The organism is Vibrio sp. 1-Bac 57 (assembly GCF_037546855.1).
In the GTDB taxonomy this organism is placed as follows: Bacteria; Pseudomonadota; Gammaproteobacteria; order Enterobacterales; family Psychromonadaceae; genus Psychromonas.
The window spans coordinates 34868-49091 of record NZ_JALAAC010000020.1 but is presented as its reverse complement, the minus strand read 5'-3'; the positions used below and the strand labels follow the sequence as shown (position 1 = coordinate 49091).

At 38.8% G+C, this 14224-nt stretch carries 11 protein-coding genes; 4 read left to right on the top strand and 7 right to left on the bottom strand.

Annotated elements, in window-relative coordinates:
- The first annotated feature begins 27 nt into the window (after positions 1–27).
- Entirely contained in the window at positions 28–972 is a 945-nt protein-coding gene (locus MT391_RS13490) for a LysR family transcriptional regulator (protein ID WP_499498525.1), read from the top strand.
- 163 nt (positions 973–1135) lie between these two features.
- On the opposite strand, the gene MT391_RS13485 is transcribed toward MT391_RS13490, so the two are convergent.
- The 4 genes from MT391_RS13485 to MT391_RS13470 all read right to left on the bottom strand — a co-directional run bounded on the left by MT391_RS13485 (position 1136) and on the right by MT391_RS13470 (position 7270).
- Positions 1136–2476, bottom strand: a complete 1341-nt coding sequence (locus MT391_RS13485; protein ID WP_499498524.1) for a DUF2254 domain-containing protein — start codon at positions 2474–2476, stop codon at positions 1136–1138.
- A 173-nt stretch (positions 2477–2649) separates the two neighbouring features.
- Positions 2650–3081, bottom strand: a complete 432-nt coding sequence (locus tag MT391_RS13480) for a hypothetical protein (protein WP_499498523.1) — start codon at positions 3079–3081, stop codon at positions 2650–2652.
- A gap of 349 nt (positions 3082–3430) precedes the next feature.
- Positions 3431–5026: an isocitrate lyase gene (locus MT391_RS13475; protein ID WP_499498521.1), complete on the bottom strand. Its 1596-nt coding sequence runs from the start codon at positions 5024–5026 to the stop codon at positions 3431–3433.
- A gap of 87 nt (positions 5027–5113) precedes the next feature.
- Complete coding sequence (locus tag MT391_RS13470; RefSeq protein ID WP_499498519.1) at positions 5114–7270, bottom strand: malate synthase G; 2157 nt, start codon at positions 7268–7270, stop codon at positions 5114–5116.
- A 239-nt stretch (positions 7271–7509) separates the two neighbouring features.
- On the opposite strand from MT391_RS13470, the gene MT391_RS13465 reads away from it, so the two are divergent.
- Positions 7510–9048, top strand: a complete 1539-nt coding sequence (locus MT391_RS13465; RefSeq protein WP_299666014.1) for a DUF3612 domain-containing protein — start codon at positions 7510–7512, stop codon at positions 9046–9048.
- A 76-nt stretch (positions 9049–9124) separates the two neighbouring features.
- On the opposite strand, the gene MT391_RS13460 is transcribed toward MT391_RS13465, so the two are convergent.
- Complete coding sequence (locus MT391_RS13460; RefSeq protein ID WP_499498517.1) at positions 9125–9478, bottom strand: hypothetical protein; 354 nt, start codon at positions 9476–9478, stop codon at positions 9125–9127.
- A gap of 263 nt (positions 9479–9741) precedes the next feature.
- Between MT391_RS13460 and MT391_RS13455 the strand changes: the two genes are divergently transcribed.
- Positions 9742–10869, top strand: coding sequence for a M14 family metallopeptidase (locus MT391_RS13455; protein WP_166369597.1), 1128 nt, complete (start codon positions 9742–9744; stop codon positions 10867–10869).
- A gap of 122 nt (positions 10870–10991) precedes the next feature.
- On the opposite strand, the gene MT391_RS13450 is transcribed toward MT391_RS13455, so the two are convergent.
- Both MT391_RS13450 and MT391_RS13445 read right to left on the bottom strand, forming a co-directional pair.
- Complete coding sequence (locus MT391_RS13450; protein WP_499498516.1) at positions 10992–12248, bottom strand: leucine-rich repeat-containing protein kinase family protein; 1257 nt, start codon at positions 12246–12248, stop codon at positions 10992–10994.
- 25 nt (positions 12249–12273) lie between these two features.
- The gene (locus MT391_RS13445) at positions 12274–12888 is read right to left on the bottom strand and encodes a LysE/ArgO family amino acid transporter (RefSeq protein WP_499498514.1); all 615 of its coding nucleotides are present in this window, start codon (positions 12886–12888) and stop codon (positions 12274–12276) included.
- Positions 12889–13193: 305 nt separating this feature from the next.
- Here MT391_RS13445 and MT391_RS13440 point away from each other — a divergent pair, with 305 nt between their 5' ends.
- Positions 13194–14090: a LysR family transcriptional regulator ArgP gene (locus tag MT391_RS13440; protein WP_499498513.1), complete on the top strand. Its 897-nt coding sequence runs from the start codon at positions 13194–13196 to the stop codon at positions 14088–14090.
- The last annotated feature ends 134 nt before the right edge of the window (positions 14091–14224 follow it).

Below are 14224 nucleotides of genomic sequence, written 5' to 3'. Positions count from 1 at the left end.
TAATAATTAACTATTTTGGATGAAAAAATGGATACGACCAGTCGCCTTTTAATGTTACTTGAAGTGGTTGAGCAAGGATCTTTTGCTAAAGCCGCTGAAGTTCGAAATGTAGATCGCTCTGTTATGTCAAAACAGATAGGCCGCTTAGAGGATGAGTTGGGCGTAAGATTATTGAATCGTTCCACACGATCATTTTCATTAACCGCAGCCGGTGCTGAAATGATTAAAAAAGCCACTGAGTTGCGGCAGGTATTATCTGAAACATTGCGTATGGCTGAAAATTATCACCAAGAACCTCGCGGTTTATTAAAAATTACTGCTTCCGCTATTATTGGTCAACGTTATTTACAACCTGTAATTAATGATTTTCAAAAACGTTTTCCACAGGTTGAAGTGGAGATGCGTTTAGATGACCGTTTGGTTGATATTATTTCTGAAGGGTTTGATTTAGCATTTAGAGTAGGTAAACCAAAAGACTCTTCATTGATTGCTAGACCGATTGCGCGTAATCGTTGGTTAATCTTAGCTACTTCAGAATTCATTGAAACCTATGGGCTTCCAAAAACCATTGAAGATTTAAGTGACTTTCCGGCTGCCAGCTATGCTAACTCGCAGGTCAGAATAGATCGAATCTCCTATATCGATGAAGATGGCAAGGATTGTGAGCAAAAGATGCGTAGTATTTTTAGGGCAAATGATGGTGAAGTATTAAAAATGAAAATACTATCGGGCACTGCTTATGGTTTATTACCTTCTTTTTTAATTAAAGATGAAGTGAAAGATGGCACCTTAGTCCCTTTGTTAACGGATCTTAAGATGGCTGAAGATAACCCAATGTATGCTGTTTATCCGCATCGTGATTTACCGGTAAGAACACGTTTGTTTTTAGATGCTGTACGCGAATTTATTGGTAAGGATAAACCTATATGGGAAGAGGCGATCCCAAATTTTGATAACCTTTATAAAGGATAAAATAACATTACTCGCCTAGGTATTTGCTTGGGACTAGAGAGCCTGAAATTTTCGGTTCTTAACGATTTAGGCTTTAAAATATTAAGGGGCTGTCTGTTTAAGCGATCAAACTTGCCGTGCTTAAGCTTATACTCGAATCCATTGGGTATAAGCATAAGCAAAGTTATTGCTTGCCTGCGTGTTTTGAAAAGCTGGCTGCTTTTTCAACAATTGCTATGTCTTCCTCCACATCAAGGGCGAGTCGAGCACGCTTTAATGCTAATCGGGCATGGTATAATGCCGCTTCATTCATTTCAGTATCTCCGATTGCAGACAAGGTATTCAATGCTTTTTGTAAACGCACTGACACTTCTATAGCGCCCGCGCCATCCCTTGCAATGGCTGTGAATGCATCATCAAACATATCTTGTACGGAAAGAGTCGGGACAGCTATTCGGTCATATTTGCATTGCTCTTCCTCACTTTCTGTTTCTTGATCTGGATGAATAGTCGCCCCATTCCACAGAGTTAATAATCGTAATAGAGAGCCTATAACGTTGATCGCCGTGCCAGAATCATTGACTGCTGGCGATAGGGCGCGAGCAGCTATTTCAGATAAAACCACCAGACCAAAACGAGGATCATCTTCAAATAGTCGATTATTTCCAATCTGAAACGCTTTAATTACACTGCAGCAGTCGACGGCTGATTTGTCATGGGATAATTTATTCTGTGGAGCGTTATTGACGAGATGATTAGAAGTACTGATGTAAGCTAATGCTTGGTCCGGAGCGGCGAGCGTTCCGGGTAGCGCTGCAATTAAAACCTGTGAGTGAGTTTCTTCAGCCCAACTTTGAATTGCCGCCATATCAATATGTTGAACATATCCGACGCTGGTGGCAAATATTGGCTGTCCTTGTAACTCGGTACTCGTTTCTGGCATCGCACACAAAGTGGGGTATTTTTTTCGCTGTTGTAAAGCTCGCTCAGTGGCTTTTTCAACTTTATCTATGGTTGAGCCAAGCCTTCCTAAGCGAGCAATGTTATCTACCCAACGTACAAAAGTGACAATCACGATGGCGAAAACCATTGCCGTGAGAATAAATAATATGAATAAACCAGGTTTTTCAAAGTAAGCATTTTTAACTGCCATTAATGCCACTACGCTAAAAATAAAAGCGCCTACAAAAGTCGATAATGCATTTTGTGATACATCATCTGCGACCACTAAACTAAAGGATCGTGGTGTTGCTGTATTACTGGTTGATGCATAGGCTGATACCATTGAAGATACAGAAAAAGTGGCGATCATTAACATGCTGCTTGCCATGATAGCTAATAGTGTTTCGATTGAGTCCAGCGTTACTTCGGGAACAAAGTCTGCTAACCCACTATCATCAGCCAGTTTTGCGGTAAAAACCGCTACAATCGATATTAAACAAACGGCTAATGGTCTGACCCAAAGGCGTTCTCGCAATCTATTGAGTAAAAAGCGCAAACGATCTGTTGAAATAGGAGATTGCATGGTGATTTCCTTTACGCTGCCTAATGAGAATGGAGAGTGTAGGTTTTTATGCCTATGTTGATGACAATGCTCATAATACAAAAAAATACAGTAATTTACATTTACTTGATCTTCAATGATTTATTCTATTTTCAGCAATTGTTTGATTAAACTGTGTCGTGGGTAGGGATTTGCTAATTCAACTCTTTATTGTGGAGAAGATATGAAGCTTCCTTTTGCTGATTTTTGTTCTGGCGGCTTTCAACACTAATTTCGACGCTACTTTGAATGCTATTTCCAATACTATTTTCAACATTACTTTCAACACTGTTGACTTCAATACTATTTTCAAAACAACCTTTATAATGACTTTTAGTTTCGTTATGGGGAGTGTGTGCAGCCTTTATATCGGCTTCACGCTTCATTAATAGAATGGTCAAAAATATTTTAGTGGGTAAGGAAAATATGAATCCTATTGCGATACAGGTTGCACTGATAATAATGCCTGTGACACCAAGTTGATGCATTTTTTCACTGAACAAGTGTAAGTAAATACCCAATGCGATTAAACATAAGCCGATAGTAATTGATATTTTTAGCATATTTAATAACGTATTTTGGGTCATTGATAGATTAACTTTCATTGCCAACAAGTATTAACAAACATATATTTTTTAAGAGCAATAGAAGTTAAGCTATATCAATACCAGCTAAATAATTTTCAGCTCTTTGATTATTTTTTGCATTTTTCTGTTTTTAGTCACTTAATCTAGTTAGGCTCTGGCTACTATTCTTATTTCTATTTTTATTCCTATTGCCATAAAAAAACCAATCACTTGGATTGGTTTTTGTTGAGCGGCAAAGCCTGTCATTATTGCCTTACCTGCTTTACTTATCGTCATCACTTATCGGCGATTGCTTATCGACAAGAGCCTATAAACAAGAGCTTATGGGCAAGCACTTATAGACAACTTCTTATGAAAACTGACTCATTGTATTATTGACACCGGATGCTTTCAGCGCTTGATCTCCAGAGAAGTATTCCTTGTGATCATCACCAATGTTAGAGCCGGACATGTCTTGATGTTTCACAGAAGCTAATCCTTCTCTGATCTCTTTGCGTTGAACATTATCAACATAAGCTAGCATGCCTCGTTCACCAAAGTACTCTTTTGCCAAGTTATCAGTAGAAAGTGCCGCCGTGTGATAAGTCGGTAGGGTGATCAAGTGATGGAAAATCCCTGCCTGCTGTGACGCTTCCTGTTGGAAGTTTTGGATTTTAAAATCCGCTTCTATTGCTAATTCGGTAGCATCGTACAACTGACTCATTAAATCGCCACGTTGGTATGAGGATAAGTCTTTACCTGCAGCTTGCCATGCATCAAATACTTGCTGACGGAAGTTAAGCGTCCAGTTAAATGACGGGCTATTGTTGTAAACTAATTTAGCATTTGGTACCACCTCTCTAATACGGTTTACCATGCCCGCAATTTGTTGCACGTTAGGTGCTTCGGTTTCAATCCATAATAGGTCAGCACCGTGTTGCAATGAAGTGATACAATCTAATACCACTCTGTCTTCGCCCGTATCAGCTTTGAAGCGTACTAAACCATTTGCTAAACGATGTGGTTTAATCAGTTCTCCGCCTCGACTTAATACCATGTCACCGGATTGTAATTGGTCTAATGATGTTAACGATTCACCATCAATAAAATCATTATATTGCTCCGCCAAATCACCAGGATATTGCGATACAGGAATTTTTTGAGTTAAACCTGCTCCTAATGAATCTGTACGCGCAACAATAATTCCATCTTCTACACCCAGTTCCATAAACGCGTAGCGTACGGCATTAATTTTTGCCAAGAAATCTTCGTGTGGTACCGTAACTTTGCCATCTTGATGACCACATTGTTTTGCGTCAGAAACTTGGTTTTCAATTTGAATACAACATGCACCTGCTTCAATCATCTTTTTCGCTAATAGGTAAGTTGCTTCTTCGTTACCAAAACCGGCATCAATATCGGCAATGATTGGCACAATATGTGTTTCAAATTCATTGATGCGTTTATGAATGGCCTGTTGCGCTAATTGATCACCACTCTCGACTGCACTGTCTAACTCCTGAAAAACATGATTTAACTCACGTGCATCTGCCTGCTTGAGGAAGGTATATAACTCCTCGATAAGCATAGGCACAGTGGTTTTTTCATGCATTGATTGGTCGGGTAGTGGACCAAACTCGGAACGCATCGCTGCCACCATCCAACCTGACAAATACAAGTAAGTACCTTTAGTGGTTTGAAAATGCTTTTTAATGGAGATCATTTTCTGTTGACCTATAAAACCATGCCAACAACCTAATGACTGCGTATAGTTGCTGCTGTCAGCATCATAGGCATCCATATCTTCACGCATTATTTTGGCAGTATACTTGGCAATATCTAACCCCGTTTTAAAACGGTTTTGTAAGCGCATACGTGCAATATATTCCGGATTAATGGCATTCCACGTTTGTCCTTGTTGTTCAGTAAACTGGCGAGCATTATTTGTTTCAGTTTTATAGTTCATGATATTTCTCCATTTGATGTCATTAAGTTATGTAAGCACTTTAAGGGTGTTATAAACGCTAGCGAAAATTGGAAAGAGCAATAGGCGCTAGTGATTTTTGGCAAATAATCGATATTCATGTAATAAAGGTTCGGTATATCCGTTAGGTTGTTGTGCGCCTTTAAAAATTAAATCTCGGGCGGCTTTGAATGCCATATTGTTAGAAAAATTCGGCATCATATTTTGGTAACCCGCAACGCCTTGGTTTTGTGTATCCACTATGCTGGCCATATTCTGTAAAACTTGCTCAACCTGCTGCGCATTACATATATTGTGATGTAACCAGTTGCAGATATGCTGACTAGAAATGCGTAATGTCGCGCGGTCTTCCATTAAACCTGTGTTGCTAATATCTGGTACTTTTGAGCAACCCACGCCTAACTCAACCCAGCGCACCACGTAGCCTAAAATCCCTTGAATATTATTTTCTAATTCGCTGATAATTTGATCTTCAGTTAAGACCATAGATGCAGGCATCACCGGCATGCGCAACAAATCGTGTAATTTTGCTGCTGGCTGTTGTTGAATTACTTTCTGCTGCTTAAAGACATCAACACTGTGATAATGCAATGCGTGTAAAGTAGCCGCAGTGGGCGAAGGAACCCAAGCTGTATTAGCACCCGATTGCGGGTGTGCTATTTTTTGTTGCATCATTTGTTGCATTTCATCGGGCATTGCCCACATGCCTTTGCCTATTTGTGCTCGGCCACTAAAACCACAACGTAATCCAACTTGTACATTATTGTCCTCGTAAGCCTGGATCCAAGGTTGTTGTTTGATTTGAGCTTTTGGATAAAACGGACCGGCTTCATTACTGGTATGGATTTCATCACCTGTACGGTCTAAAAAGCCGGTGTTAATAAATACCACACGTGATTTTGCCGCTTTGATGCAGGCTTTTAAATTAATTGTGGTTCTTCGCTCTTCATCCATAATGCCCATTTTAATGGTGTTCTCTGGCAGGTTTAACATCTGTTCAACACGTTCGAAAAGCAGATTAGTAAAAGCAACTTCATCGGGACCGTGCATTTTGGGCTTAACGATGTAGATACTGCCAGTGCGTGAATTACGTAGCCCAGATGTTTTTTGCAAATCGATGCTTGCAATCAATGAGGTCACTATCGCGTCAACAATGCCTTCCGGCGCATTGTTACCAGCGCTGTCTTTAATCAGCTCAGTGCCCATTAAGTGCCCAACATTACGTACTAGTAGTAATGAGCGGCCATGCACGTTATAGGGGCAACCGCTTTTATCGGTGTAACTACGATCTGGATTCATATTGCGAGTGATTAACTGATCTTGCTTTTTAAACGTCGCGCTTAAGTCTCCGTTAATTAACCCTAACCAATTTTTATAGGCATCAACTTTATCTTCCGCATCAACGGCCGCAATAGAGTCCTCAAAGTCGACAATCGTTGTTAGAGCCGATTCAACTTCAATATCATCAATATTTGCAATATCGTTTGCACCTATTTTTCCGTATTTATCAATGGTGATGCCGACATGTAAGTCATTGTTTTTAAGTAGTAAATATTTTGGTTCATGTTTTGAACCATCGAAGGCCACAAATTGACAAGGACTACGTAAACCACTTTCTGAACCATCAGGGAAAAAAGCTAACAGATGTTGAAAATAAACTAAGTAGCTAGACACATCTTTGTGCGAACCGTTATTCAATGGGAAAGCTTCATCTAAAAATGTTTTAGCAGCATCAATAACACTTGCACCACGTTGAGCATCAAAGCCTGACTCTGTAGAAAGTGGTGCGATTGCATCGGTACCGTAATAGGCGTCATATAAACTGCCCCATCTTGCATTGGCCGCATTTAATGCAAAGCGTGCATTTTGAACTGGCACTACTAATTGTGGTCCCGCCATGGTTGCAATCTCCGCATCAACATTTTCTGTTTCGATACAAAAATCTTCTACTTCAGGTTGCAAGTAACCAATCTCGCGTAAAAAAGCTTCGTATTCAGTCGGGTCATTTGCTGGGTTATTACGGTGCCATTGATTGATTTGTTGTTGCATGTTTTTACGAATGCTAAGTAAGTTGACATTCTGTGGCGTTAGGTCACTGATCAAACTATTAAAGTCATACCAAAAATTAGTCGGACTAATCTCTGTGTGGGGTAGTACTTGGTTATTGATGAAATCGTAAAAACCAAGATCTATTTGATTTTGTTGCTGTTGTAGTAGGCTCATCATTTAATTCCTTATATGGGTTAGTTAATGCGTTGTTTGTGATTGTTGAAAACCGATTCCTGAAAACCGACAGTTGAAAACTGCTTGTTAGCTCTCGTTGTTCACGAACTTGGATCACAAACTTGCTTTTCATCGCGTTAACCGTTCACTACTCATTGTTTGCTTTGTGACCGATGTGAGAGATATTAGATTATTTTTTTATATAATTTCACAAAGGAAATTACACAGTGTGAATTTTACAAATGAAATCAAATAAAAGTTTAACTAGACAGTCGCATTTTCTCGGTACAAAAATCCGTAACTTACGGAAACGTAACCATTTAACCTTGGATGACTTATCATCTAGGTGTGTAAAATTAGCACCTGAAAATGCACCATCCGTTTCTTACCTTTCTATGATAGAACGCGGAAAACGTATCCCTAGTGAAGAAATGCTAGAGGTAATTGCACAGGTTTTTCAAAAAAACGTGCAATGGTTCTTAGATGATGCACCCGCGCCCGATGAGTTAACGCCTGAAAAGGGGAGTCGAGGCGGCATTAGCGGCATGGCGCTTGAGCCTAGCTTTTTGTTTTCTCAAGATATTCTGCAAATAGCGATTCCTGAAATGCTGTCTCAAACGGGTACCACGGGACGCCAATTTGCGCATTTATTAATACGTGCTTACCAAGAGCACCATCAAAATCATTTTCCCGACCTAGAGCGTGCTGCAGAAGAGGTTGGGCAAAAAAGAATGCCGTTATACGTGGAAGATCTACAAGAAATTGCTGAGCAAAAAGGGTTAAGTATTCGCTGGTTTAGTGATCTTAAAGATCAAAAGAATTTATCGGAGGACGAACAAACTCAAAGTATGAAAAGCATGGTGACTTCTTATCTACAACCGCCATCTACCGTGTATTTAAATAAGAAATTGAAAAAAAATTCGGCACGTTTGAAATATGAATTAGCTGTACATATTGCACACTGTGTTTTACATAATAATGACGGTGAAAAAAGCATTATGGTCGCGGGGGATAGAGCCCAATATGATGTGCAAAAGAAACGACCAAACAGTTCGGCCCCATCTACTCAGTTAGAATCCCAGGATATTTTACACGCATGGCGTGATTTTGAATGCAGCTTTTTTGCCGCGGCTTTGTTATGCCCTAAAGTGGCGTTTAGACAATTGTTAGATAGACACGGTTATGAAATCAATATCGGTAAAGTGATTGATGTTTCTTCATCGGTGGTAATGCGCAGAATGACTGCGGTATCAGCTTATCCTCATTGGCATTATTTTGATGCCTATAGTCCCGGTAAACTAAAAGCGGTATATCGTGGTAATGGTATTCCACTACCTTGGGGAAATATGCGTATTGTTAATGACCCTTGTCAACATTGGTCTGTGTTTCGAATGCTCGCGGCTAATCAGGAAGGCACTGCCGCACAGTTATCTATTCTTAATGACGGTGATATACCAAAAATCTATTGTTGTGAGTCGATTAAAGTTAAAGATTTAACCGATGCATCGCATGTTTTGTGTGCAGGCATTGAGTTAAGTCCTGCGATCACTGCGCAAGGCTATGACGCGTTAGCTTTAGTTAATGAATTAAAAAAATTGTGTATTGAGAATGGTGGTGAAGCGGTGATCCCCGCGCATATTAAAAAGGTGTTAATTGCCGTTGCACGTATTCTTAATATTAATTGGATAGAGCGAGGGATCGAAGAAAAAGCACGTTTAATCTGCTCGCGTGGGGCGGTTTGTCCACGTAAACCTGGATGTTACTCAATACCAAAAATGTAATGTTGCTCGCATTACATTTTTGGCGCTTTAGAGACGATGCTATTTTAACTAGTTTTTATTATTTAGGTTTACCCTATTAGGGCTGTAATAAGAGGGCGGCAATAAGAGGGGATGAGATTAATAGTATGGCCATCGATAAAAATAGATACACAACGACTAAAAATAGTCTGTGTTTTTTTCGGTTGTAGGGTACTGGTTTGCCTGTTAGTAAGTCTGTTTGATAGTAGTATTTAGCCGTCAACATTCCCACTAAACAGATTAAATAAGCACTTAATAAAACTAATGTCCAATAACCATCTATTTTCACTAAAAATCCTGCTAGTACGGGCAATAAGATTGCTGCACCCATGCACATTAACCAGAGGGTTAATATAGAAAAATCACTTAACCATTTAAACTGGCGGGCTAATAATTTGGGAAGGTATTCCATTATATTTCCTGTTCATAGGTTAACGGTTTTAAAAGTGATGTTATGTTTTTGTACATTTAGCTATTTTCTATATTTAGCTTTTTTTCTACACTCAGTCATTTTTGTAAGCATTACTTATTCTGAGTTGAGATCACATATCTAATTTATGGCGTTATTAAAAACACTTTCCCTAGGCGCTTGCCGTGGGATCGTTTATGCTATTTATACTCTTGAAATATTATGGGTATCAACTCTTCAAAGCAACTTATTAAAAAGGAAAGACTATGCGTATCACTGCTAATTTCGATGCAGGCAATATTGAAGTTATTAATTTAGATGATAAAAAAGATATTCAGCTGGCTATTCGTCCTGATGTTGGAAACGAGTTCTTTCAGTGGTTTAACTTTCGCATAGAGGGTGAGGTTGGTGAACAATATATTCTTAATATTCTCAATGCTGGTCAAGCCTCTTACATTGAAGGCTGGGAAAACTACCAAGCGGTAGCTTCCTATGACCGTCAACATTGGTTTAGATTACCAACATTTTATAAAGATGGAAAACTCACTATTGTCGCCGATATGGACTGCGAAAACATTCAGATTGCTTATTTCGCTCCCTACAGTTATGAACGTCATCAAGACTTATTAGCGGCAGTGCAGATGCATCCATTAGTCAGTTTAGAGCATCTTGGTGAAACCATTGACCAACGTGATTTAACCTTGGTTAAAATCGGAGACGGGGATACTAATAAACGTAATATTTGGATCACAGCACGTCAGCATCCTGGTGAAACAATGGCAGAATGGCTGGTGGATGGGCTCTTACATAGTTTGTTAGATAGCGATAATTCAACTGCTAAATTATTGTTAGATAAAGCGAATTTTTATGTGGTGCCAAACATGAATCCTGATGGCAGTGTGCGTGGACATCTGCGTACTAATGCTCTTGGTGTGAATTTAAATCGTGAATGGTTAAACCCAAGTTTAGAAAAAAGCCCTGAAGTATTTCATGTTGTGAATAAGATGAAAGAGACTGGTGTGGATCTATTTTATGATGTTCATGGCGATGAAGCTTTGCCTTTTGTATTTTTAGCTGGCTCTGAAGGTGCTCCAAGTTATAATCTACGACTTGCTGGATTACGTGAACGTTTTTCTGACGTACTTAAACTAGCCAGTGCCGATTTCCAATCTCAATTTGGTTATGACGTTGATGCGCCAGGTGAAGCAAATATGACCGTGGCAACTAATTGGGTTGCAGAACAATTTGATTGTCTTGCAAATACTTTAGAAATGCCATTTAAAGATAACGATAACTTACCCGACCCAACCATGGGTTGGTCGCCTGAGCGTTCAATAAAACTAGGTGAAGCATCTTTAGTAGCAATGTTAGCTGTGGTTGATGATTTACGTTAATTTCCGCTATTGGAAGTGTTGAATATAACGTATCAAATGAGTCGTTTACAAAGACGACTCATTTGATTGCTGATTAAGTTGATTACTATTAATAAAAATTCAGGATAAAAACTTAGCGTATTCTAACTTTTGAGAACACGCTCCTTTAAAGTGTGATAATCCTCTGTGTGCCTATCTTTGGTAACACAAATACTGAGTAAATCTGCAATAAAATGAATCAATGCACGATGCTCTATCCCTCTAATCACAGTTTGAATTTCAGGCGTTAGCATGTGGTACATACTAGCGGCACCAAAATCTCCAAAAATAATATTAGCTTGCTGATCAAATAAAGTATTGTGTGCATACAAATCACCATGACAAACCTGATTATCATGCAAGTGATCAAATACTTGTTGCATTTGATTTACTATTTTTTCAATTGCAGTTATCGGTAGGCTAAACTCTGGATCAAAGGTATCGCGAGTACAAGTGTTAAAATCTGGTGGCAACCCTAAGTTTTTAAAGTGTGTTGGAATCAATGCCATGATCAATGCTAGATAACCCTTTTCATTAACCTGTGCGATAGACTCAATAAGGTTGTTATGAGCACCTACTTTTAAACAAGCTTGTAATTCATCTTGAGGATAACCATCACTAGTGACTTCGCCTTTGAATACCTTAACTGCTACCTGTTCAGGAAAGTCACAGAGAGTGGTTGCAGTTGTTTCATGCCATTGTGCTTTATAGATAACGCCCGATGCGCCCTGACCAAGTACTTCTAATAACGTGTAATGATCCGATGATACTTCGGGTACAGTTTGAATATGCAAATCGGTTTGACAAAAAGGATTACCAGCAAAAGCAAACCAAGCCAGTTTAGGCAGCGTTAACAACTGTTTTGGAAATGTGCTTAGTTGATTGGCTGAAATACGTAATAACGCTAAATTCTCTAATCTACTAACACTTTCCGGTAGGTGTGTTAAACGATTGCCTGCTAATGCGAGTTTTTGCAAACGAGGGCGCTCGCCTAATGTTTCTGGCAAGGTAACTATCTGATTATCCGTTAAAATTAACCAACGTAATAACAGAGGTAATGAATTTGCTGGTACCTCTTTTATTTGGTTGGCTTTAAAACCCACCATTTCTAATAATGGGCATGCCCCTAAGGCAACGGGTAATACTTCAAAACAGTTGTTAGAGGCAAAAATAATCTTCAGTTTAGTGAGTTGAGATATTTGCTCTGGCAGTGTGCTTAGTTGATTATTGGATAGATCTAATATCTCCAAGGTATCTGCGAGTGTTAAAATTTCCATTGGAAATTCAGTTAATTTTTCAGAAATTTGTAGGCGTTTAATACCTATTAATTGACCTGCTTTCAGTTGTGCAATGGTGTGCAAATTATTTCCTCATGAGCGTAAATCATTATTTTATTAGGACATAATATAATAAATAAGCTGCTAATACCCACATCAGAATAGCGATCACAAAATCAATGACCTGTTGGCTTTTCGGTTTGGATAAAATAGGTGCTAGTTTTTGACCCAATAAAGCCAGAGCAAAAAACCATATAAATGAAGCACTCACACCTCCTAATACAAACCATGGGCGTTGATCGGCTGTTAAGTTGGCGGCAAAACCACCTAAAATGACAATAGTATCAATGTAAACATGCGGGTTTAAGATAGTGAATGCACAACAGGCAATTAAAATAGCTTTGAACCCACGGTTTTTATGGTCGGTAGTGAGGTTATTACCACCCTTAAATGCGCTTTTAAAACATAAAAAACCGTAATAGGCCATAAATACAGAACCGATAACGCCAATACTTGTTAATAACCAAGGGTAGGCATTAAATACTTTTGCCCCTCCCCATACACCCGCAGACATAAATACGGCATCGGCAATAGAGCAGAAACTGGCAACAAATAGGTGATATTGACGCTTAATACCCTGGTTTAATACAAACGCGTTTTGCATTCCAATGGGCATTATTAAAGTCGCCATCAAGGTGAGGCCGGTAAAATAAGTGCTTAACATAATTACTCATTAATAATGATTATCTGAAAGAGGGCGTTACTATAAATATTTTATTGGTGTTAGTATAATTAATGTATTTAATATTAGATTAGTTTTACTAATGAAGTGGCCATGTGAACAAGTCATTCTCTGATTAGATAATGAGTCGTTTGCGTAAGGTGAGTGCTTGAGCTAAATAGTTAAGCTAACTATTAAGCTCAGAGCTTTATTTATCGTTTTAAATTATCGTTTTAAATTAAAGGTTTTAAATTAAAGGTTTTAAGTTAAAGTTTTTAAGTCAAAGGTTTAAACAAAAGGTGTAAGTGATGGATTTAAGTAATATCGATTATAAATTACTAAAAGCACTCGATGCAGTGGTAACCGAGCAAAGCTTTGAGCGAGCGGCCCAACGCCTTTTTATTACCCAGTCTGCAGTATCGCAGCGTATTAAGTTATTAGAAAAACACTTTGGCGAGCCATTATTAATTCGCTCTTCACCACCACAGTCATCCAATCTCGGACGCTTGCTATTAGGCCATTATCAACGCGTTTTACAATTGGAAGTGGAGTTAAATCAGCAGCTAGATCTGCAAAGTAACAAGGTACAAACCTTACCTTTGGCGGTTAATGCAGACAGCTTAGCGAGTTGGTTAATCACTGCATTAAGTCCATTGTTACAGGAGAAAAATGTACAGCTTAATTTGTTTGTGCAAGACGAGTCGACTACCTGGGAAAGAATGCGCAGTGGTGAAGCATTAGCTTGTTTGAGTAGCAAAGCTAAGGCGATTAGTGGTAGTGATAGCCATTTTTTAGGTTATATGGAATATGTATGTGTTGCCAGCCCTGAATTTATTGATCGATTTTTTAAACAGGGAGTCAATAAACAAAGTTTACAGCTTGCTCCGGCCATGTCTTTTGACCAAAGCGATGATATTCATTTAGCTTTTTTACGTGAACATTTTCAATTACAAATGGGGCAATACCCTTGCCATACAGTACGTTCATCTGAAGCTTTTGTAGACATAACATTAGCCAGTGGAGCTTATAGTTTCAACAGTATATTTAATGTTCAAAGCCACTTAAAATCTGGTCGATTGATTGATATTTTGCCTGACTATAAGTTACGAGTTCCCTTGTACTGGCATTGTTGGCAGTTAGGAGGAGAGTTGATGCAACAACTAAGCGAGCAAGTAATAACCTATGCTAGGCAGGTATTAAAGTAGTAGTAAATAGCCCTTAGCGTTTCAGCTTGTTAGTTTTTTTGTCTTTCTCTTTTACCTTTTGTCTTTGGCATCTGGATGGCTATAAGTTCAGCTATTATGAATGTAATTGCGTTATTTATGACAATTACTATTAT

Excerpts from the sequence above, each read along its gene's own strand:
- MT391_RS13490 (WP_499498525.1), top strand. The coding sequence starts at position 28 with ATGGATACGACCAGTCGCCTTTTAATGTTACTTGAAGTGGTTGAGCAA.
- MT391_RS13485 (WP_499498524.1), bottom strand. The coding sequence starts at position 2,476 with ATGCAATCTCCTATTTCAACAGATCGTTTGCGCTTTTTACTCAATAGA.
- MT391_RS13480 (WP_499498523.1), bottom strand. The coding sequence starts at position 3,081 with ATGACCCAAAATACGTTATTAAATATGCTAAAAATATCAATTACTATC.
- MT391_RS13475 (WP_499498521.1), bottom strand. The coding sequence starts at position 5,026 with ATGAACTATAAAACTGAAACAAATAATGCTCGCCAGTTTACTGAACAA.
- MT391_RS13470 (WP_499498519.1), bottom strand. The coding sequence starts at position 7,270 with ATGATGAGCCTACTACAACAGCAACAAAATCAAATAGATCTTGGTTTT.
- MT391_RS13465 (WP_299666014.1), top strand. The coding sequence starts at position 7,510 with ATGAAATCAAATAAAAGTTTAACTAGACAGTCGCATTTTCTCGGTACA.
- MT391_RS13460 (WP_499498517.1), bottom strand. The coding sequence starts at position 9,478 with ATGGAATACCTTCCCAAATTATTAGCCCGCCAGTTTAAATGGTTAAGT.
- MT391_RS13455 (WP_166369597.1), top strand. The coding sequence starts at position 9,742 with ATGCGTATCACTGCTAATTTCGATGCAGGCAATATTGAAGTTATTAAT.
- MT391_RS13445 (WP_499498514.1), bottom strand. The coding sequence starts at position 12,888 with ATGTTAAGCACTTATTTTACCGGCCTCACCTTGATGGCGACTTTAATA.
- MT391_RS13440 (WP_499498513.1), top strand. The coding sequence starts at position 13,194 with ATGGATTTAAGTAATATCGATTATAAATTACTAAAAGCACTCGATGCA.